The following is a 19528-nucleotide window of genomic DNA, read 5'->3' on the forward strand; positions in this document are numbered from 1 at the left end:
GGTTGGGGCAGGGGACGGTGGGAACGATCGTTGGGCGCCATGGGCGATCAGGAGCTTTGTTGCTTGACCAGCAGGCCGACCCGCTTCACGCCTTGGCTCTGCAGTTCGTCCATCACTTTGAGGACGGATTCGTACTGGGCTTTGCGGTCGGCAGAAATGACGACGGGCTGGTCGGGATGCTGGGTCTGGCGGTCGCGCGCCACGCGGGCGAGGTCACTGCGCGGGATGGCCTGCGGCGACGTGTCGCCGCGTTCCCGGTCGCGGATGGAGACGCTGCCGTCCGCGGCCAGGATGACTTCCAGCGGCTTGACCGGCACCTGCGAGGCTTTGCCGACGGTGGGCAGGTCGATGACGCCGGGCGTCATCATGGGCGCGGTGACCATGAAGATCACGAGCAGCACCAGCATCACGTCGATGTAGGGGACGACGTTGATTTCGTTCATGGATCGGCGCCCGCTGCGGCCGCCGCGGTTGCTGGAGCGGATGGAAGGCATCAGCGCACCTGTCTTTGCAGGATGTTCTGGAACTCGTCGATGAAGCTGTCGAAGCGAATGGACAGCCGGTCGATGTCGTGCGAGAAGCGGTTATAGGCGACCACGGCAGGAATCGCCGCGAACAGGCCGATGGCCGTGGCCACCAGGGCCTCGGCGATGCCGGGCGCGACGCTCGCCAGGGTTGCCTGTTCCACGTTGGCCAGGCCGCGGAAGGCATGCATGATGCCCCACACCGTGCCGAACAGGCCGACGTAAGGGCTTACCGATCCCGTCGAGGCGAGGAAAGCGAGGTGGGATTCCAACGCGTCCATCTCGCGCTGGTAGGCGGCGCGCATTGCCCGGCGAGCGCCATCGAGCAATGCGTTGACGTCATTCAGCTTGTTCTGCCGGCTTTTCACGAACTCGGCCATCCCGGCCTCGAAGATGCGTGCCAGCGCACCTTGTTCGCCGCGCCGCGCCGTGACGGCCTGGTGCAGCATGTTCAGGTCGCCGCCCGACCAGAAGTCGGCCTCGAAGCGGTCGGTTTGCTGCTGCGCCCGCTTGATCGCAAAGCGCTTGCGGAAAATGTAGGTCCAGGACATCAGCGAGACGATGGCCAGGATGGCCATCACGCACTGGACCGTAAAGCTGGCCTGGAGTATCAGGGACAGGATAGACATGTCCTGGTTGACGTTCATGCAAAGTCCTTTGGGGCGAAGGGAAGAATGGGCCTGGAGTTGATCGTGTTAATCCGTTGTGCGAGCCGCCGCCAGCGCGGCGAGTTTTTCCGCCACTTCGGCGGGCAGGCCGCGCGGCCGCATCGTCGAGCGGTCGACGCATCCTACCTGGACATTGCCGGTGGCGAGCAGTTCATCGCCTCGCTCGCAGAACTGCAGGAAATCGATGGACGCCCTGCCCAGCCGCGCTATCCGGCTGCGGACGGTGAGGAGGTCGTCCAGGAGGGCAGGCCGGCGATATTGGGCTTCGATCCCCCGTACGACGAAAATGCAGCCGGTCTCCTCGGCCAGGACCCGCTGTTCCACGCCGAGGCGGCGTAGCCACTCGGTACGCGCGCGTTCGAAAAACTTCAGATAGTTTGCGTAGTAGACCACGCCGCCGGCGTCGGTATCTTCGTAATACACACGGATCGGAAACCGAAAATCGTCACTGGCGGGGTTGGACACAGGGCGAACCTTGATATGGAAATCTAGTGAGCGGGGCCGCGGCGGTCCCGGCCGGGAATTGTAAACAACCCGTGGTCTGCGGGCATGCAGTCCTCTTTCAACCTTCCACGAATTGTGACGGCTTGTAAAGGGGGAACTTTAGCCCCGCCGGCGCGTCTGACCGGAGGAAGCGTTGATGCCAGCCTGTGCGGCTTCGGGTGCGTGGGTGGCGCCGTTCGGGTGATCGACGCTTCCACCCTTTTGCTGATGGTGTCGGTGTCCGTGCTTAGTTACCGTATGGGCGACGGCACGATTTTTTTTGATGAGGCTGCGCTGGGAGCAGCCGGGCCCGTGAACTGGGGGATGCCCAGCACGGGCCTTGTTTTTTCCCGAGCGCGACGGTCAGAATAGTTCGCCGCTGTGTGCCTGCGGGGGCGGTGTCAGCCCCAGGTGGCGGTAGGTGCCCTGCGTGGCGATGCGGCCGCGCGGCGTGCGCTGCACGTAGCCGTGCTGGATTAAGTAGGGTTCGATCACGTCTTCGATGGTGTCGCGCTCCTCGCCGATCGCTGCGGACAAGCTGTCCAGGCCGACCGGGCCGCCGTCGAATTTGTAGACGATCGCCTCCAGCAGCTTGCGGTCCATGATGTCCAGGCCGGCCGGGTCGACGTCGAGCATGGAAAGCGCCGCATGCGCGACTTCCCCCGTGATGCGCCCGCCGGCCTTGACCTCGGCGTAGTCGCGCACCCGGCGCAGCAGCCGGTTGGCGATCCGGGGCGTGCCGCGCGAGCGGCGGGCGATTTCCCGGGCGCCGTCTTCGGAGATGGCGGCGTTGAGCAGGTTCGCGCTGCGCGTAACGATGGCCGCCAGTTCCTCGGGCGTATAAAACTCCAGGCGGGCGATGATGCCGAAGCGATCCCGCAGGGGGTTGGTCAGCATGCCCGCGCGCGTGGTCGCGCCCACCAGCGTGAAGGGCTGCAGGTCGAGCTTGACGCTGCGCGCGGCCGGCCCTTCGCCGATGAGGATGTCGATTTGGAAGTCTTCCAGCGCCGGATAGAGGATTTCTTCGACGATGGGCGAGAGCCGGTGGATCTCGTCGATGAAGAGGACGTCGTTTTTTTCGAGGTTGGTGAGCAGGGCGGCGAGGTCGCCCGGCCGCTCGAGCACGGGCCCCGAGGTCTGCCGCAATTGCACGCCCATTTCCCGGGCGATGATATGGGCCAGCGTGGTCTTGCCTAGGCCGGGCGGGCCGAACAGCAGCACGTGGTCCAGGGATTCCTGGCGGTTGCGCGCCGCGGCGATGAAGATCTCGAGCTGGTCGCGGATGCGACGCTGCCCGACGTATTCCTCGAGCGCCTTGGGGCGCAAGGCGCGCTCTATCGCTTCCTCGTTCGGGGAGGCGGCGCGGGGAGAGATGACGCGGGTGTCGAAAGCGTCGTCGCGGGCGGAGAGTTTGTCGGGCTGTATCGCCATGGGGGTATCGTGCCTTGAACTGGCTGTATGTTAGCCGGTTCCCGCCCGGCGTCGTCAGCTATCGAGTTTGCCGTATGGCTCGCCGAACGGGACCATGACGCGTATCGCGATACGGCGGGAGCTCTTGGAGCCGCCGGTATCATGCGCGCACGTGGTTGACTCCCATACGACAGTGCCTGCGTCGTCGATGACGGGGGCTTGAGCGTGGCGTCCCTCCGTATTCCGGGCGGCAATGCGCCGGCTAGCGCGCCAGGGCCTTGAGCGCCAGCTTGATGCCCTCGGAAACGCCGACGCCGGCGGGCAGGCTCTTGACGGCGGCTGAGGCCTCGCGGTCGGAATAGCCGAGCGCCAGCAGGGCGTTGAGGATGTCTGACTGGCCGTCCGAGACCGTTGCCCCACCCGCGGCGCCGAGGTCGGCCCCTAGCTTGCCTTTGAGTTCCAGCAGCAGCCGTTCGGCGGTTTTCTTGCCGATGCCGGGCACGCGCGTCAGCCGCCCCGCTTCCTGCAGCGTGACAGCCTGCGCCAGCTCCGCCACCGTCATGCCGGACAGCACCGCCAGCGCGATCTTGGCGCCTACGCCGCTGACCTTGATGAGTTCGCGGAACGTCGACCGCTCGGCGGCCGTGCCGAAACCGTACAGCACGTGCGCGTCCTCGCGGATCGCGAGGTGGGTCAGCAAGGTGACCTTGGATCCGACCTCCGGCAAGGAATACAGCGTGCTCATCGGAACGTCGAGTTCATAGCCCACGCCGTTGACGTCCAGGCAAATGGTGGGCGGTTGCTTCTCTACGAGGATACCGGTCAGGCGTCCGATCATGAAATGGCCTTCAACGAATTTCCCGCAGCATACCAGGGGCGTCCTAGACCAGCCTGCCCGCGCGCAGCCGGGTGCCGCGGCTGCGCAGGGCCAGGGCGCCGTTCTCGCGCAGGCGGTCGCCGAGCGGCGCGATATGCGCATGGCAGATGGCGCAGGCAAGCGCATCGGCGGCGTCCGCCGCCGGTGCGCCGTCCAGCGACAGCAGGTGCTGCACCATGGCCTGCACCTGGGCCTTGGCAGCGCGGCCCGTCCCGACGACCGATTTCTTGATCTGCAAGGCCGTGTACTCGTGCACTGTGAGGCCGCTGTCGGCCAGGGCGCACAGCGCGGCGCCGCGCGCTTGGCCCAGGAGCAGGGTCGAAACCGGGTTGGCGTTGACGAAGACTTTCTCGATTGCGGCGAAGTCGGGCGCGGTGTCGCGCACGACCTCCCGCAGGTTGTCGAGGATGACCTTCAGCCGCACGGACAAGTCATCCTCCGGCGGGACCACGATGGTGCCGCTGGCGACGTAGCGCAGTCGCGCACCATTCGATTCGATTACCCCAAAGCCGGTGCGCCGCAGGCCGGGGTCCACGCCCAGTATGCGCACGATGCGATGTCAATGACGGAAGTGCCGGGTACCGGTAAATACCATGGCGATGCCTCGTTCGTCCGCCGCGGCGATGACTTCCGGGTCGCGCACGCTGCCGCCCGGCTGAATGACGCAGGTCGCGCCGGCGTCCACCACCACGTCCAGGCCGTCGCGGAACGGGAAGAAGGCGTCGGACGCAACCGCCGAGCCCTTGAGCGACAGCCCGGCATTTTCCGCCTTGATCGAGGCGATGCGGGCGGAGTCGATGCGGCTCATCTGGCCTGCGCCCACGCCTAGGGTCATGCCGCCGCCGGCGAAGACGATGGCGTTGGATTTGACGAACTTGGCGACTTTCCACGCAAACAGCAGGTCGTCCAATTGGGCCTCGGTGGGGGCGATCTTGGTGACGACCTTGAGCTGGTCCCGCGACACGTTGAAGGCGTCGGGCTGCTGTACGAGCCAGCCGCCTCCCACGCGTTTCACGTCGAAGGCGTTGACGCCGTCGCCGAGCGGCACTTCCAGCAGGCGCACGTTCTGCTTGGCGGAGAAGATTTCGCGCGCGCCGTCGTCATAGCCGGGCGCGAGCAGGACTTCGACGAACTGCTTGCTCACTGCCTGGGCCGTGGCGGCATCGACGGGACGGTTAAAGGCGATGATGCCGCCGAACGCGGACGTCGGATCGGTCTTGAATGCCTGCTGGTAGGCGTGCAGCGGGTCGGTCGAGACCGCCACGCCGCAGGGGTTGGCGTGCTTGATGATGACGCAGGCGGGTGCCTCGAACGTGCGCACGCACTCCCAGGCGGCGTCGGCGTCTGCAATGTTGTTGTAGGAGAGTTCCTTGCCCTGCAGCTGGCGGTAGTTGGCGAGCAACCCGGCGGCCGGCGCTGCGTCGCGGTAGAACGCGGCCGATTGATGGGGGTTCTCGCCGTAGCGCATGGCCTGGGTCTTGGAGACCTGGAAGGTCAGGGTTTCGGGGTAGGCCTCGCGCGCCGGCACGGCATCTTGGGCCGGGGCCTCGGTCAGGCTGGTCAGGTAGTTGGCGATCGCCCCGTCGTAGGCAGCGGTGTGGGCGAATACCTTCTTGGCCAGGTTCAGGCGCAGGGCGTACGAGGTGCCGCCGGTGGCGTCGATTTCCGCAAGGACCTGCGCGTAGTCGGCCGGATCGATCACGACGGTGACGCCGCCTGCCTCCGTGCCATGGTTCTTGGCTGCCGCGCGTAGCATGGCGGGGCCGCCGATGTCGATGTTCTCGATGGCGTCGGCGAAAGTGCAGCCGGGTTTGGCGATGGCTTCGCGGAAGGGATAGAGGTTGACCACCAGCAGGTCGATGCGGCCGATGCCGTGGCTAGCGATCGCGTCGAGGTGGGCCTGCGAATCGCGGCGGGCGAGCAGGCCGCCGTGGATCTTCGGGTGCAGCGTCTTGACACGGCCGTCCATCATTTCGGGAAAGCCGGTGTAGTCGGACACCTCCTGCACCGGCAGGCCGGCCTGGGCCAGCAGCTTGGCCGTGCCCCCGGTCGACAGGAGCTGGATGCCACGGTCGTGCAGGGCCCTGGCGAAGTCGACGATGCCGGATTTGTCGGAAACGGAGAGAAGCGCGCGTTCGATTTTCATGTTGAGTAGTCAAGATGGCGTGCCAGGGCCGGCACGTGAAATGGATTGGGGCGGCCGAGTTAGACCTTGATTTGGTAAAAGTCGAGCTTCTTGCGCAGGGTGTTGCGGTTGATGCCCAGCATCTCGGCGGCGCGCGACTGGTTGCGGTCTGCCTTTTCCAGCACGACTTCGAGCATGGGGCGCTCGACGGCCGTCAGCACCATGTCCCAGATGCCGCTCGTCGGCTCCCCGTCAAGATCCTTGAAGTAGCGGTCCAGGGTGTGGCGTACGCATTCTTCAAGCGTATGTTCTTTCATATGTCTTCCTTGATGCGCGGCCTAGGCAGCGAGCCGCGGCGCGGCGTCGCGCTCGATCGAGCGATCGAACCAGGCGGCCACCGCGTGCCATTGGTCGCGTGTGTTTTCTATCAAATTCAGTTGCGCACAGAACTGCGGCCCGCCCGGCAGCGAAGCCAGATACCAGCCAATGTGCTTGCGTGCGGTGCGCACGCCCGTGTATTCGCCGTAGAAACGGTAGTGGTCGTCCAGATGCTGCAGCAGCAGCTCCCGCATTTCGGTGAGCGTCGGTCCGGGTAGGAGCGAGCCCGTGCGCAGGTAATGATCGATTTCCCGGAACAGCCAGGGGCGGCCCTGCGCGGCGCGGCCGATCATGACGGCATCCGCGCCGGTCGCCTCCAGCACCTTCCGCGCCTTCTCGGGCGAGTCGATGTCGCCGTTGGCGATGACCGGGATGGACAGCTCGGCCTTGACTTGGGCGATGGTTTCGTATTCGGCTTCGCCCATGTAGAGGTCTTCGCGCGTGCGGCCGTGCAGGGCCAGCGCGGCGATCCCGATGTCCTGGGCCCGGCGGGCCACCCGCAGGATGTTGCGTTCGGCGCGGCTCCAGCCGGTGCGGGTCTTGAGCGTGACCGGCACGCCGAGCGGCGTGCAGGCGCGCACGACTGCCTCGAGGATGCGCGCGACCAGGTCTTCGTCGCGCAGCAGGGCCGAGCCCGCGGCGACGTTGCAGACTTTCTTGGCCGGGCATCCCATGTTGATGTCGATGATGCGCGCGCCTTTGCCCACGTTGAAGACCGCGGCCTGGGCCATCATGTCGGGGTCGCTCCCGGCGATCTGGACGGCGATGGGTTCGCTTTCGCCGGCGTGATCCAGGCGGCGCGAGGTCTTGACGCTGTTCCAGAGCTTGGGGTTGCTGGCCGCCATTTCGGAGACCGCATGGCCCGCGCCCAGCCGCTTGCACAATTGGCGGAACGGACGGTCCGTCACGCCCGCCATGGGGGCGACGAAAACGTTGTTCGGGAGTTCGTAGGGGCCGATGCGCATGACTGAATGCGCCATCCGCCTCACTCACGGAGGGGAAGGGCGCGCGTGGGCAAAAAAATCTGAGGGAAGCAGCGATTGTACCGCCGTCGGGGCTGGGGAAGTTGTTACATCACCCCCTGATCCCCTCCATCAATTGTCGCGCGAGGGGGCCGCGCAGGGTACGGGACAGGTCCAGCCCGAGCAGGGCGAGGCCGCAGGCGTGTTCGACCGGCGCCATGCCGGTCGAGAATATGCGGGGCAAAAAGTCCGTCAGGCCGCTGGTGAGCCAGCGGTCGGCTGCACGCGCGCGGGCGTAGGCGGCAAGCAGGGGCGGGGCAGGCGTTTCGGCGTCCCGCAGCAGCGGGGCAAGGGCCTCGGCCAGGCGCGCCGCGTCGCGCAGGCCCAGGTTCATGCCCTGCCCCGCCACCGGGTGCAGGGTCTGGGCCGCGTTGCCGATGACGACGCGGTTGCCGTCGACGAGGCGGCGGCGCAGGTTGATTCCGAGCGGATACCGATGGCGGGGGCCCGCAAGCACGAGATCGCCGAGCCGGGAACCGAAGGCGCTGCCGAGCGCTCGGCCGAACGCCGCGTCGTCCATGGCCATGAGCTCGTCGGCGTGTTCGGGCCGGACGCACCAGACCAGGGCGTAGCGGCTGGCGTCGCGGGTGGGCCCGGCCGGATAGGGAAGCAGCGCCAGCGGCCCTTCGCGCGTGAATCGCTCCCAGGCCCACCCGGGACGCGGACGCCCGGCGCGCACGATGGCCAGGATCGCGTGCTGGTCGTAGCTGCGGTGCAAATCGTTGCGCGCCTGGTGGTCGAAGGTACCGCCTTCGGCGTGGATGCAGACCGTGGTGGTCCATTCCCGGTCGTCCTGGCGCACGACGGCGCGTCGCCCTTCGTCCCGCAGGACGGTAGCGGGGGATCCGGCCCGGATGGTCACGCCGGTGCGTTCGAGCGCGGCATCGAGTGCTTGCACGATGGTCGGGTAGGGCAGCACGGTGCCGAGCGCGGGTACGCCGAAGTCGTCGCGCGAGATATGCGTGCGGCCCAGGCGCCCTTGCTGGGACACGTGGACGTCGAGTATGTCCGCGCCGCCTGCCGGCCAGGCATCGATGGACGCGAGCAGTACGCGGCTACCGTGGTTCAGGGCCATCACGCGCGGATCGGCAGGCGGGGTGGCGGAGGGCGCGGCGGCACGCTGCGGCCGGCAAAGCACGATTTTTCCGGGCCGCGCCGTTGCGCGGGCGAGCAGGAGCGCGAGGGTGGCGCCCACGGGGCCGCCGCCCAGGATGGTAACGTCCGCGTGCATGTCAATGCCGTGCATTCGAAGCGCGCAGCCGGGGGCTCATTTCATCAAGGCTTCGATGTCGTCGGCGGCGACGGGCACGCCCCGGGTGATCAGCTCGCACCCGGTCTCGGTGACGACGGCGTCGTCTTCAATGCGTATGCCGATGTCCCAAAAACGTTCTGGAACGTCGTCTGCCGGACGGACGTAAATGCCGGGCTCGATCGTCAGCACCATGCCCGGACGCAGCGTGCGCCACGGCCGCTGCGTGTCGCCGGCAGGCGCCGGGCCCGGCTCTCGGTAGTCGCCCACGTCGTGCACGTCCATGCCCAGCCAGTGGCCGGTGCGGTGCATGTAGAAGCGGGTGTACTGCTGGGATTCCAGCACGCCGTCGAGCGAGCCGGCCAGCAGTCCTTCGTCGATCATCCCTTGCGCCAGGACGCGCACCGCGGCGTCGTGGCCTTCGTTCCAGCGAGCGCCGGGGAGGGTCCGGGAGGCGGCGGCACGCTGCGCTTCCAGCACGATGTCGTAGAGGGCCCGCTGCGGACCGCTGAAGCGTCCGTTGACGGGGAAGGTGCGGGTGATGTCCGAGGCGTAGCCGTCCAATTCGCAGCCTGCGTCGATGAGCAGCAAGTCCCCGTCTTTCAGTTCGGCGTCGCCGGCGCGGTAATGCAGCACGCAGGCATTGCGGCCGGTGGCCACGATGGAGTTGTAGGCGACGGACTGGGAGCCGTGGCGGCGGAACTCATGCAGCAGTTCGGCCTCGATCTCGTATTCCCGCATGCCCGGGCGCGCGGCGCGCATGGCCCGCACGTGCGCGCCGGCGGAGATGGCCGCGGCGCGGCGCATGGTCTCGAGCTCGCTGGCATCTTTGACGAGCCGCATTTCCGCCAGGATGGCGCGCAGATCGTAGGTGCGGCCCGGCACCGTGGCGCCCGAGCGGCCCATCGCCCGGACTTTGTCCAGCCACGTGCGCAGGTTCAGGTCGAACAGGCGGTCGCTGGCCAGCGGCACGAACAGCGCTGGCTGGTCGGCGATGAGCTTGGGCAATTCATCCGAAAGGGATTCCACCGGATAGGCTTGGTCGAAGCCGAACTGCTCCGCGGCTGCGTCCGGGCCGATCCGGTAGCCATCCCAGATTTCGCGCTCGAGGTTCTTGCTCCGGCAGAACAGGATCTGCCGGTCTTGACTTCCCGCGACCAGCACCATCCAGGCCTCGGGTTCGGGAAAGCCTGTCAGGTAGAAGAAGTCGCTGTCGAAGCGATAGGGATACTCCGCGTCGCGGTTGCGCACGCACTCGCGCGCGGTAGGCAGGATGGCGATTCCGCCGCCCTGGGCATGCATGGCTTCCAGCAAGCGTTTGCGGCGCGCGGCAAAAGGAGAGATGTCCTGGGCGGGAATGCTCATGAGGCGTATCCGTACGCAAATAACTGAAGGCTATTGTAGGCTCGCGTCGAGCCGGGCCAGGCGCTGGGGCGTGCCGACGTCGGTCCAGCGGCCGGGGTGCCGGCTGCCGCCCACGCGTCCTTCGGCCATGGCGGCGCGCAGCAGCGGGGCCAGCTTGGCCGGTTCGCCGGCCGGCAATGACGCAAAGAGTTCGGGACGGTAAACCCCGATTCCGGCGAAGGTCAGGCGGGGTTCCTGGTCGCGGACGAGGCCGTCCGCACCGAGGTGAAAATCGCCTTCGGGATGATGATCCGGGTTGTCCACCAGCACGAGCCAAGCCAGCCGCTCGTCGCGTTCGAGCGTTTGGGCGGCAGCCCGCGCGGCGGATGGATCCCAGTCCGTCCAGATGTCACCGTTGATGACGAGGAACGGCGCCTCCCCCAATAGGGGCAGCGCCTGGCGTATCCCGCCGGCGGTCTCGAGCGCGCGGCCCTCGGCCGAGTAGCGCAGCCGCACGCCCCAGCGGCTGCCGTCGCCCAAGGCCTGTTCGATCTGCTCGCCTAGCCAGGCGTGGTTGACCACGATGTCCTGGAATCCGGCCGCCGCGAGGCGCTCGATGTGCCAGGCGATCAATGGCTTGCCGCCTGCCGGAAGAAGCGGCTTGGGGACTGCATCGGTGAGCGGGCGCATGCGCTCGCCGCGCCCAGCCGCGAGAATCATCGCGCGCATCAGAAGGTGTATCCCACCGCGGCTTGGCGCCCTTCCAGCTTGTCGAGCAGCTTGGTCAGCGGCTTGAAGGCGAGGTAACGCTCGGCAACCTGTCGCACATAGGCGTTGACGCGCGGGATGTGATCCAGGTAGTGGCGCTTGCCGTCGCGGTGGGCGAGCCGGGCGAACACCCCCAGGATGCGCAGGTTGCGCTGCAACCCCATCCACTCGTAGGCGCGATGGAGCTCGGCGAAGTCGTCAGGCACCGGCAGTCCTGCCTTGCGGGCCATTTCCCAATAACGGATCGCCCAGTCCAGCTGCTGCGGTTCGTCCCAGGTGAAGCGGGCGTCCATCAGCACGGAAGCGAGGTCGTAGGTGATGGGCCCGACCACGGCGTCCTGGAAGTCGATGACGCCCGGGTTGGGGCCGTAGTTCGGCCCCTCCTTCGGGAGGTCTGTTGCCATCAGGTTGGGCGAGTGGTAATCCCGGTGGACGAGGACGAAAGGTTGGGCGAGGTTGGCGTCGACCAGTGCTTCGAAGACTCCGTTCAACGCGTCTCGCTCGGGCGGGTCGAGCGGGCGGTCGCAGTAGCGGGCGGCGTACCACTCGGGGAATAGTTCGAGCTCGGCGATGAGCCGCGGCTTGTCGTATCGCGCCAGCCCGGTGGTTGCGCTTTGTTGCAACTTCACCAGCGACGCCAGGGCATCCATATAGATGCGGTGTATGTCGTGCGGCGTCGTCTGGCCGTGTAGGTAGTCCAAGTACGTGGTAAAGCCGAGGTCCGAGAGCAGCAGGAAGCCTTGGTCGACGTCTTGGGCGAGGACGGCGGGCACGTGGACACCCGCATCGCGCAGCAGGCCGGCTACGTGCAGGAACGGGCGGCAATCCTCCTTGCCCGGCGGGGCGTCCATGACGACGGCTGTGCCGGCGCCCATCTCGACGCGGAAGTAGCGGCGGAAGCTGGCGTCGCTCGAGGCGGGGCGCAGGGAAGCAGGATTGAGCTCGAGAGCGGCAGGAAGCCCGGATATCCAGCCCGAAAGCTGCGCAAGGCGGGCATCGGCGCCGGACGGGCCGGCGGCAAGATCGGTGGTGGCATTCATGCCTCCTATAATACCGACCGATATCGGATCCCGGAACGAAGGCTCCCTTCCCGAGACGAGGACTCCGGCTCCCGCCGAAGGATGCGGGCCCGCTATCTTTTTTTACCGCGCGCGGCCGCCGGGTCGCGTATTCTTCGACTTTCGTTTTGATTCCAGAAGGCCCGTGCGATCGATCCGGTGGTTCTGCCTATTTGCCGTGTTTGCGACAGTGCCGTTGGCCCATGCGCAAGAGGGGCCACCTTCCGGCGGCGTCTCCGTGCCGGGCCTGCGCCTGTCGCCCGGCCTGCGCACGCATACCTACGATCCTGACCAGTTGCCGGTGTTCATGGAGGCGGACTCCCTGACCGTCGAGGATCAGGACGTCGTCAGGCTGGAAGGCCATGCGCAGGTACGGCGCCGCGACACCATCCTGAAAGGCGACCGCATCCAATACGACCAGGTCGAGGATGAACTGGAGGCCCTGGGCAACGTGCGCCTGCTCCGGGAAGGCAACCTGCTAACTGGGCCGCGACTGAAGCTCAACATGAGCAGCGGGACGGGCGAGGTCAGCGACGCGCGGTTTTTCTTCGGGTTGAATGGCAGCAGCGGCTCGGCGCAGCAGATTCGCCTGCTGGGCCAGGACCGGATCCGCGCCGAGCGCGTCCGCTATACCGGTTGCTCGTGCGACGATCCCGATTGGGAGCTGCGCGCGCGAAGAGTGGACTTTGACTACAACTCGGGGCAGGCGCTCGGCTATGGCGGGGTGCTGTATTTCAAGGACGTGCCCATCCTGGCCGCGCCCATCATGTCTTTCCCGATTTCGCGTGACCGCAAGTCGGGATTCCTGGCGCCGACTTTCGGGCTCACCAGCAAGAGCGGCCCGGAGTTCTCGATTCCGTATTACTTCAACATCGCGCCGAACCGCGATGCGACGCTGACGCCCAAGGTGATGCTGCGCCGCGGCCTGCAGCTCTCCGGCGAGTTCCGCTACCTGGAGCCTTCGTTCAGCGGCGAGACGCGCCTGAGCTACCTGCCGAACGACCGTGTCGCGAATCGTGACCGCTATCTGTTCAGTTCGCAGCACCGCCAGCAGTTGTCGCCCAACCTGGGATTCAACTGGAACTTCTCCAAGGCCTCGGATGACGCGTATTTCCGGGATTTGTCGGTGCTCGGCACGGGCTTGGCCTCGACGGCGACCCTGGAGCGTTCGTTCACCCTGAATTGGAACCAGGGGTACTGGAACGCGTTCGGCCGCGTAGTGAGCTATCAAACCCTCCAGGATCCGCTCGCGCCCATCGTGCCGCCGTACGGCCGTGAACCGCAATTGCACCTGACGGGCCAGCGCTTCGACTGGAACGGCCTCGACCTGCGCCTGGAGGCGGACGCGACGCGCTTCCGCCGCCATGACGCGGTGACGGGGGAGCGCGCCTACGCGTACCCCTCGGTGTCGTATCCCATCATCCGGCCGGGTGGGTTCTTCATTCCCAAGATCGGCATCCACGCTACCCGCTACAACACCGATTCCTTCCAGGGGGCGCCGTCCAGCAACGCGTCGCGCACCGTGCCGATCATGTCGCTGGATACCGGCTTGATCTTCGAGAGGGACAGCTCGCTGCTGGGCCAACCGGCCCGGCAGACACTGGAGCCGCGCCTCTACTACCTGCGCGTGCCCTACCGCAATCAGTCGAACCTGCCCATCTACGATACTGCGCTCGCGGATTTCAATTTTGCGCAGATCTTCTCCGAGAACCTGTACGCGGGCTGGGACCGCATCGCCGAGGCCAACCAGCTGACCGCCGCGCTGACCACGCGCTGGCTCGATCCCAAGACCGGCGTCGAGCGCGCCAGGATCATGGGGGCGCAGCGTTTGTACTTCAGCGATCAACGGGTCACGTTGCCTGGCGAAGCGCCCAATTCCGACGGACGGTCTGATTTCCTCGTTTCCGTGTACGGCGCGCTGACGTCCACGCTGAGCGGCGAAACCACGGTGCAATACAATCCCAAGATCGAGCGCGTGACCCGGTCCACCATCGGCGCGCGCTGGAGCCCCCAGCGCCTGAGCACCATTTCGCTCGCCTATCGCTACAAGCGAGAGTCGGTCAGTGTGCCGGGGCAGGAGCTGATCGACGTGGCTTTCCAGTGGCCGCTGGCGCCGCGCTGGTTCGGCATCGGCCGCATCAATTACTCGCTGCTCGAGAACCGGATCGCCGAATCGGTGGCCGGAATCGAATACAACGGCGGATGTTGCTGGGCTTTCCGCCTGGTCGGCCAGCGGTACGCGGTGGCCAAGAACAACGCCACCACCGCAGTTTTCTTCCAGCTCGAGCTGACCGGCTTCGGCGGCATCGGGGCCAGTCCGATGACGACCTTGCGTCGTAGCATTCCCGGTTATCAGGTCATCAACCCGCCTCCTGAGAAAGGGACGGTGTTCGAAAGGTACGAATGATGGTTTTCAAGGTATTGCCCACCATGACGAAAGCGAAGTGCGGCGTCGCACTCAGCTGCCTGGCCCTGCTGGCCGGCGGGCAGGCAGCGGCGCAGGGACTGCGGCTGCCGGGAGAGTCCGGCCGCGGGCCTGCCTTGACCGCGCCGTTCGGGGCTCCCGCCTCCAGCCCGTCCTCCTCTTCCGGTTCGGGCGCCACTTCCTCTCCTGGCGGGACGTCTTCGTCGCGTATCCAATTGGGCGACGCGATCGTGGCCATCGTGAATTCCGACGTCATTACGCGGCGCGAGCTCGATGGTCGGGTGCAGACGGCTCTGGCGACGCTGGCGCGGCAGCAGATCCCGGCTCCCGACCGGAACACCCTGGAGCGCCAGGTGCTCGAACGGATGATCGTCGAGAAAACGCAGCTCCAGGAAGCGGCCCAGCTTGGCATCCGCATCGACGACATGCAGCTCGATCGCGCCATCAACCGCATTGCCGAGCAAAACCACGTGACGGTGTCACAGATGCGGGACCAGATCGAGCGCGAGGGCGTGCCGTTCTCGGTCTACCGCGAGGACCTGCGCCAGGAGCTGACGCTGTTGCGCCTGCGCGAGCGGGCGGTGGACAGCCAGATCCAGGTCTCCGAGCCCGAGATCGACGCCTATCTTGCCGAGGAACATGAAGCGGCGCCGTCTGAAATGACCTTGGCGCAGATCTTGGTGCGGGTACCCGAGGGCAGTTCGTCCGACATGGTGGCCCGGCTGCGGCGCAAGGCCGAGGCGCTGCTGGAACAACTTCGCAATGGCGCTGATTTCGCGCGCCTGGCTGCCGCTTCGTCCGACGGCGAGGAGGCTCTACGCGGGGGCGACCTCGGCACCCGCCCGGCCGACCGCTGGCCGTCGCTGTTCGTGGAGGCGGTCTCGCAACTGAGCCCGGGCGGCATCAGCGAAATCATCCAGAGCGGCAATGGGTTTCACATTCTCAAGCTGGTCGACCGCAAGAGCATCGGCGGCCCGGGCAGCCCGGCCATGCCGGTGCAGCAGACCCACGCGCGCCACATCTTGATCCGGCCCACCGCGGTGCTCAGTTCCGAGCAGGCGCGGGAACGCCTCGTGAACATCCGCCAGCGCATCGTCCAGGGCGGCGCGAATTTCGCGGACATGGCGCGTCAATATTCGAACGATGCCTCGGCTCCCCAGGGGGGCGACCTGGGCTGGTTGTCGCCGCAGGAAACCGTGCCCGAGTTCGAGCGTGCCATGGATGCACTCAAGCCGGGCGAAGTCAGCGAGCCCATCCAGTCTCCCTTTGGCTGGCATCTCATCCAAGTGATCGAGCGGCGCACCCAGGACGTCGGGCGCGAGCGGCAACGCCAGGCAGCCCGCCAGGCCTTGTTCCAGCGCAAGCTGGACCAACTCTACGAAGACTGGGCGCGCGAGCTGCGCGACAAAGCGTACGTGGAGATCAGGCTGGGCGACAGCCCATCAGAGAACCCCTCTTGACTGGCGCAATGGACCGACGACGCACCTTGGCATTGACGACGGGCGAGCCCGCGGGCATCGGCCCGGAGCTGTCGGCCGCGGCGGCCGCTTGGTTCGCCAGCCAGCGGGGGCGGGCGGAGGTGCCTGCGGATACGCAACTCGTGCTCGTCGGCGACGGGGATCTCCTCGCGGCGCGGGGCGGCGTGGACCTGACGTCGCTGCCTGGCGTCGCCGTGCGTCATGTGCCGCTGCGCGTCCCGTCCGAACCGGGGCGGCTCGCGGTGGCCAATGCGCAGTACGTGCTCGATACCCTGGACATGGCCATAGGCATGGTCTCGGCAGGGGAGGCGCAAGCCATTGTCACTGCTCCTGTCCACAAAGGCGTGATCAATGATGCCGGCGTCGCGTTCTCGGGCCACACTGAATATCTGCAGGAACACGCAGGCGTAGACAAGGTCGTCATGATGCTGGCGGGCGGCGGCCTGCGCGTGGCGCTCGCGACCACGCACCTGCCGCTGCGCGCCGTGCCCGATGCCATCACCCCCGAAACACTCGACCGCGTGCTCGGCATCCTCGATGCCGACCTGCGCAGCCGCTTCGGCCTTTCCCGGCCCCGCATCGCCGTGTGCGGCTTGAATCCGCACGCCGGCGAGGGCGGGCATCTGGGCCGCGAGGAGATCGACATCATTGCGCCGGCCATCGCTCGGGCACGCGCCGCCGGCATTGATGTGCAAGGACCCTTGCCCGCCGATACCCTGTTCGTGCCCGCGCATCTAGCCGGGTTCGATGCGGCGCTCGCGATGTACCACGACCAGGGGCTGCCCGTGCTCAAGCACGCAAGCTTCGGGCATGGCGTCAACATCACGCTGGGCCTGCCCTATGTCCGCACCTCAGTGGACCACGGCACCGCGCTCGACTTGGCGGGGACAGGCAGGGCCGATCCCGGCAGCCTGCAACAGGCCATCGTCACCGCCATCCAAATGATCAGCGCCGGCAGCCGGGCTGGCGCCGGAGTTTCCGCATGAAGCATCAGGCGCGCAAGCGCTTCGGCCAGCATTTTTTGGTCGACGACAGCATTACCGAATCCATCGTGCGTGCGGTCAACCCGCGATCCGGCGACAACGTGGTCGAGATCGGCCCCGGCCTGTCCGCGCTCACGCGCCCGCTGCTCGAGCGGGTCGACCGCCTGAAAGTGATCGAGATCGATCGAGATCTTGCCGCGCGCTTGCGCAGCCAGTATCCGCCCGAGCGCCTGGAAGTGACCGAAGCCGACGTGCTGACCGTGGATTTCGCGCAGTTCGGCGCCCCGCTGCGGATCGTCGGCAACCTGCCCTACAACATCTCGAGTCCGTTGCTGTTTCATTTGATGCCTTATGCGGACCAGGTGCGGGACCAGCATTTCATGCTGCAGCGTGAAGTCATCGACCGCATGGTCGCGCAGCCAGGCGATGCCGACTATGGCCGGCTTTCGGTCATGCTCCAATCACGCTACGACATGGAAAAATTGTTCGACGTGCCGCCCGAGGCTTTCGACCCGCCGCCGCGCGTGGTGTCGGCCGTGGTGCGCATGATCCCGCTCGGTGCGGATCGCCCGAGGGCGCGTAGCGACGCGGCATTCTCGGCCGTCGTGGCCAAGGCGTTCGCGCAGCGCCGCAAGATGTTGCGGCGCGGCCTGGGAGAGTGGGCGGCGCTCGTGCCCTGGGACGAAGTGGGCGTGAAGGAGACGGCGCGCGCCGAAGAGCTTTCTGTGGCGCAGTTCATCGCGCTGGCGGACGTCTTGCATGAGGCGGGCGTGGTCGGTGCGGGGCACGGCGTGTAGCCCCTTTAACCAGCCTTTAGCCGAAGAACCAATAGCACACGCCGATTGCCGCCAGCACTCCCGCGAGGTCGGCCAGCAGGGCGCACCCTACCGCATGCCGCGTGCGCTGGATGCCCACCGCGCCGAAATACACGGCCAGCACGTAGAACGTCGTTTCGGTGCTGCCCTGTATCGTGGCCGAGAGCAGTGCCGGGAAGCTGTCCACGCCGTAGTTCTGCATGGACTCGATCATCAGCGCGCGCGCTGCGCTGCCGGAAAATGGCTTGACTAGGGCGGTGGGCAGGGCGTCGACGAAACGCGTATCGAATCCCAGCCATTGCACGGCGGCACGCAGGCCTTCGAGCGCAAAGTCCAGCGCGCCCGATGCGCGCAGCACGCCGATGGCGCACAGCATCGCGACCAGATAGGGCAGCAGGCCCTTGGCCACGTCGAAGCCGTCTTTCGCGCCTTCGATGAAGCTTTCGTAGACGGGCACTTTCTTGAGGGCGCCCACGACGAGGAACGCGAGGACCAGGGCGAACAGCGTCAGGTTGCCGAGTAGGGACGAAAGCGCGCCTAGCGCCGCGGCCGAGAGGGTGGAGAGAAACGCCATGAAGCCTCCGAGCAGCAACACGGCCGCGGCCATCCAAGCCATCACGACGGGATCCCAGATGCGCAGGCGCTGCACGATGGCGACGGCGAGGAATCCCGCCAGGGTGGAGGCGCTCGTCGCCAGCAGGATGGGCAGGAAAACCAAGGTGGGATCGGATGCCCCCTGTTGCGCACGGTACATGAAGATCGTCACCGGCAGCAGGGTCAGGGACGACGCATTCATCACCAGGAAGAAGATCTGCGCGTTGCTCGCCGTCGCGCTGTTCGGGTTGAGCGTTTGCAGCGACTTCATTGCGCGCAGGCCGATGGGCGTGGCGGCGTTGTCCAGGCCCAGCACGTTGGCGGCGAAGTTCAAGGTCATGAGGCCTACGGCAGGATGACCGCGGGGCACCTCGGGCATGAGCCGTGCGAAGAGCGGCCCCAGCAGCCTGGCGAGCGCATCGACCAATCCTGCCCGCTCCGCGATTTTCAGGAAGCCGAGCCAGAGCGTGATGGTGCCGAACAGCAACACCATGACCTCTACCGAAAGCTTGGCCATCGCAAAGAGCGCGCCGACCATGGACTGGAACACCGAGGGATCGTGTCCCGCTCCCCAGCGGGCGAAGGCGGCGACCGCCGCGGCGAGGAAGAAACCCAGCCAGAGTCTGTTCAGCATGCGGGCAGAAACGCTGTCTGTTCGGGGTGGGGCCGGAAGCCGGCAAACCCGCTGATTGTAGCGACTCGCTCCCCCAGCTCAGGCGCGGCGGGCATATTGGGCTGGGGTGACGCCATTCCAGCGACGAAAAGCGCGCGAGAAAGCCTTGGCGGATTCGTAGCCCACGGCTTGCGCGACCTCGTCAGGGGTCGCGCCCGGTTCCTTGAGTTTTTCCGCCGCCACGACCATGCGATAAGAGGACAGGTATTGCATGGGCGTCATGCCCACGAGCCGCCGGAAGCGCTCGCTGAACACCGTGCGCGACGAATAGCTCGCGGCCGCCAGCGTCGCCACGGTCCACGGTTTTTCGGGGTGTGCGTGGATCTGCTGCATGGCGCGCGCGATGCCTTGGTCCTGCATGCCCCGCAACACGCTGGCGCGGCGCTGGGCCGGCGAGCGCAGGTGTTGGCCGAGGATGTGGACGAGCAGGAGATCGGCCAAGCGCGCGGTGGCGAGCTGCCAGCCGGGCGGCTGCTCGAGCGTTTGGTTGACCCGGTGCGCGACAAGCCCCGCCGTTCAGGGCGGGGAAGGATGGCGCGGACGGCGCAGCCGTCTTTGTCTTTGGGTTTCAGTGTGGGGTTTGCTGCTGCTCGATGTACTGGCGCACGATGGAAATCGGCGCGCCGCCGCAGCTTGAAGCGAAATAGGACGGCG

At 66.7% G+C, this 19528-nt stretch carries 19 protein-coding genes and 1 pseudogene; 4 read left to right on the top strand and 16 right to left on the bottom strand.

The genetic code is table 11. The features are described 5' to 3' along the window. Nucleotides 1-47: 47 nt before the first annotated feature. The 13 genes from tolR to IRZ12_RS06860 form a co-directional block, all read right to left on the bottom strand. Nucleotides 48-494, bottom strand: a complete 447-nt coding sequence (gene tolR, locus IRZ12_RS06800) for a protein TolR (RefSeq protein WP_296466131.1) — start codon at nt 492-494, stop codon at nt 48-50. Then, nucleotides 494-1171, bottom strand: a complete 678-nt coding sequence (tolQ, locus tag IRZ12_RS06805) for a protein TolQ (RefSeq protein ID WP_296466133.1) — start codon at nt 1169-1171, stop codon at nt 494-496. Before tolQ ends, tolR begins: the two co-directional genes overlap by 1 nt. A 48-nt stretch (nt 1172-1219) precedes the next feature. After that, on the bottom strand, nt 1220-1657 hold the full coding sequence (gene ybgC, locus IRZ12_RS06810; RefSeq protein ID WP_296466135.1) for a tol-pal system-associated acyl-CoA thioesterase: 438 nt from the start codon (nt 1655-1657) through the stop codon (nt 1220-1222). Between the two features lie 381 nt (nt 1658-2038). Next, nucleotides 2039-3106 carry a Holliday junction branch migration DNA helicase RuvB gene (gene ruvB / locus IRZ12_RS06815; protein ID WP_296466137.1) on the bottom strand — a complete coding sequence of 356 codons (1068 nt, stop codon included), beginning with the start codon at nt 3104-3106 and terminating at the stop codon, nt 2039-2041. 241 nt (nt 3107-3347) lie between these two features. Beyond that, nucleotides 3348-3923, bottom strand: coding sequence for a Holliday junction branch migration protein RuvA (gene ruvA / locus IRZ12_RS06820; protein ID WP_296466139.1), 576 nt, complete (start codon nt 3921-3923; stop codon nt 3348-3350). 43 nt (nt 3924-3966) lie between these two features. Then, entirely contained in the window at nt 3967-4512 is a 546-nt protein-coding gene (gene ruvC / locus IRZ12_RS06825; RefSeq protein ID WP_296466141.1) for a crossover junction endodeoxyribonuclease RuvC, read from the bottom strand. Between the two features lie 9 nt (nt 4513-4521). Beyond that, nucleotides 4522-6108: a bifunctional phosphoribosylaminoimidazolecarboxamide formyltransferase/IMP cyclohydrolase gene (gene purH, locus IRZ12_RS06830; protein ID WP_296466143.1), complete on the bottom strand. Its 1587-nt coding sequence runs from the start codon at nt 6106-6108 to the stop codon at nt 4522-4524. Between the two features lie 59 nt (nt 6109-6167). Beyond that, nucleotides 6168-6404: a helix-turn-helix domain-containing protein gene (locus IRZ12_RS06835; RefSeq protein ID WP_296466146.1), complete on the bottom strand. Its 237-nt coding sequence runs from the start codon at nt 6402-6404 to the stop codon at nt 6168-6170. A gap of 21 nt (nt 6405-6425) precedes the next feature. Next, complete coding sequence (dusB, locus tag IRZ12_RS06840; protein ID WP_296466149.1) at nt 6426-7430, bottom strand: tRNA dihydrouridine synthase DusB; 1005 nt, start codon at nt 7428-7430, stop codon at nt 6426-6428. Nucleotides 7431-7539: 109 nt separating this feature from the next. Continuing rightward, a complete protein-coding gene (locus tag IRZ12_RS06845) occupies nt 7540-8733 on the bottom strand; it encodes an FAD-dependent monooxygenase (RefSeq protein WP_296466152.1) in 1194 nt (397 codons plus the stop codon). Nucleotides 8734-8754: 21 nt separating this feature from the next. Then, nucleotides 8755-10101 (bottom strand): aminopeptidase P N-terminal domain-containing protein, encoded by a 1347-nt coding sequence (locus IRZ12_RS06850; protein WP_296466154.1) that lies wholly within the window; start codon nt 10099-10101, stop codon nt 8755-8757. 30 nt (nt 10102-10131) lie between these two features. Then, nucleotides 10132-10809, bottom strand: coding sequence for an N-acetylmuramate alpha-1-phosphate uridylyltransferase MurU (gene murU, locus IRZ12_RS06855; protein ID WP_296466157.1), 678 nt, complete (start codon nt 10807-10809; stop codon nt 10132-10134). Next, complete coding sequence (locus tag IRZ12_RS06860; protein ID WP_296466160.1) at nt 10809-11888, bottom strand: phosphotransferase; 1080 nt, start codon at nt 11886-11888, stop codon at nt 10809-10811. The genes murU and IRZ12_RS06860 overlap by 1 nt, the downstream gene beginning before the upstream one ends. A gap of 196 nt (nt 11889-12084) precedes the next feature. Here IRZ12_RS06860 and IRZ12_RS06865 point away from each other — a divergent pair, with 196 nt between their 5' ends. Genes IRZ12_RS06865 through rsmA form a run of 4 tightly spaced genes read left to right on the top strand, consistent with a single transcriptional unit; the run spans nt 12085 to nt 17589 of the window. Continuing rightward, nucleotides 12085-14313: an LPS-assembly protein LptD gene (locus IRZ12_RS06865; RefSeq protein WP_296466163.1), complete on the top strand. Its 2229-nt coding sequence runs from the start codon at nt 12085-12087 to the stop codon at nt 14311-14313. After that, nucleotides 14310-15791: a peptidylprolyl isomerase gene (locus IRZ12_RS06870; RefSeq protein ID WP_296466165.1), complete on the top strand. Its 1482-nt coding sequence runs from the start codon at nt 14310-14312 to the stop codon at nt 15789-15791. Before IRZ12_RS06865 ends, IRZ12_RS06870 begins: the two co-directional genes overlap by 4 nt. A gap of 8 nt (nt 15792-15799) precedes the next feature. After that, nucleotides 15800-16795 carry a 4-hydroxythreonine-4-phosphate dehydrogenase PdxA gene (gene pdxA / locus IRZ12_RS06875; protein ID WP_296466168.1) on the top strand — a complete coding sequence of 332 codons (996 nt, stop codon included), beginning with the start codon at nt 15800-15802 and terminating at the stop codon, nt 16793-16795. Further along, a complete protein-coding gene (gene rsmA, locus IRZ12_RS06880) occupies nt 16792-17589 on the top strand; it encodes a 16S rRNA (adenine(1518)-N(6)/adenine(1519)-N(6))-dimethyltransferase RsmA (protein WP_296466171.1) in 798 nt (265 codons plus the stop codon). Before pdxA ends, rsmA begins: the two co-directional genes overlap by 4 nt. A 16-nt stretch (nt 17590-17605) precedes the next feature. Here the strand turns inward: rsmA and IRZ12_RS06885 are convergent, their stop codons facing one another. From IRZ12_RS06885 to IRZ12_RS06895, 3 genes and pseudogenes are all read right to left on the bottom strand, one after another. Then, a complete protein-coding gene (locus IRZ12_RS06885; RefSeq protein ID WP_296466174.1) occupies nt 17606-18835 on the bottom strand; it encodes a nucleoside recognition domain-containing protein in 1230 nt (409 codons plus the stop codon). A 78-nt stretch (nt 18836-18913) separates the two neighbouring features. Further along, nucleotides 18914-19315, bottom strand: coding sequence for a helix-turn-helix domain-containing protein (locus IRZ12_RS06890; RefSeq protein ID WP_296466177.1), 402 nt, complete (start codon nt 19313-19315; stop codon nt 18914-18916). 127 nt (nt 19316-19442) lie between these two features. Then, nucleotides 19443-19528, bottom strand: a pseudogene (locus tag IRZ12_RS06895) (IS200/IS605 family transposase); the annotation flags it as partial.

The sequence above is a fragment of the Pigmentiphaga sp. genome, from assembly GCF_019689535.1.
In the GTDB taxonomy this organism is placed as follows: domain Bacteria; phylum Pseudomonadota; class Gammaproteobacteria; order Burkholderiales; family Burkholderiaceae_B; genus Pigmentiphaga.

What these genes read in the sequence shown, in the direction of transcription:
- IRZ12_RS06850 (WP_296466154.1), bottom strand. Translation starts at nt 10,101, where the DNA reads ATGAGCATTCCCGCCCAGGACATCTCTCCTTTTGCCGCGCGCCGCAAA.
- IRZ12_RS06885 (WP_296466174.1), bottom strand. Translation starts at nt 18,835, where the DNA reads ATGCTGAACAGACTCTGGCTGGGTTTCTTCCTCGCCGCGGCGGTCGCC.
- rsmA (WP_296466171.1), top strand. Translation starts at nt 16,792, where the DNA reads ATGAAGCATCAGGCGCGCAAGCGCTTCGGCCAGCATTTTTTGGTCGAC.
- tolR (WP_296466131.1), bottom strand. Translation starts at nt 494, where the DNA reads ATGCCTTCCATCCGCTCCAGCAACCGCGGCGGCCGCAGCGGGCGCCGA.
- IRZ12_RS06835 (WP_296466146.1), bottom strand. Translation starts at nt 6,404, where the DNA reads ATGAAAGAACATACGCTTGAAGAATGCGTACGCCACACCCTGGACCGC.
- purH (WP_296466143.1), bottom strand. Translation starts at nt 6,108, where the DNA reads ATGAAAATCGAACGCGCGCTTCTCTCCGTTTCCGACAAATCCGGCATC.
- ruvA (WP_296466139.1), bottom strand. Translation starts at nt 3,923, where the DNA reads ATGATCGGACGCCTGACCGGTATCCTCGTAGAGAAGCAACCGCCCACC.
- IRZ12_RS06845 (WP_296466152.1), bottom strand. Translation starts at nt 8,733, where the DNA reads ATGCACGGCATTGACATGCACGCGGACGTTACCATCCTGGGCGGCGGC.
- dusB (WP_296466149.1), bottom strand. Translation starts at nt 7,430, where the DNA reads ATGCGCATCGGCCCCTACGAACTCCCGAACAACGTTTTCGTCGCCCCC.
- murU (WP_296466157.1), bottom strand. Translation starts at nt 10,809, where the DNA reads ATGCGCGCGATGATTCTCGCGGCTGGGCGCGGCGAGCGCATGCGCCCG.
- IRZ12_RS06860 (WP_296466160.1), bottom strand. Translation starts at nt 11,888, where the DNA reads ATGAATGCCACCACCGATCTTGCCGCCGGCCCGTCCGGCGCCGATGCC.
- ruvB (WP_296466137.1), bottom strand. Translation starts at nt 3,106, where the DNA reads ATGGCGATACAGCCCGACAAACTCTCCGCCCGCGACGACGCTTTCGAC.
- tolQ (WP_296466133.1), bottom strand. Translation starts at nt 1,171, where the DNA reads ATGAACGTCAACCAGGACATGTCTATCCTGTCCCTGATACTCCAGGCC.
- pdxA (WP_296466168.1), top strand. Translation starts at nt 15,800, where the DNA reads ATGGACCGACGACGCACCTTGGCATTGACGACGGGCGAGCCCGCGGGC.
- IRZ12_RS06870 (WP_296466165.1), top strand. Translation starts at nt 14,310, where the DNA reads ATGATGGTTTTCAAGGTATTGCCCACCATGACGAAAGCGAAGTGCGGC.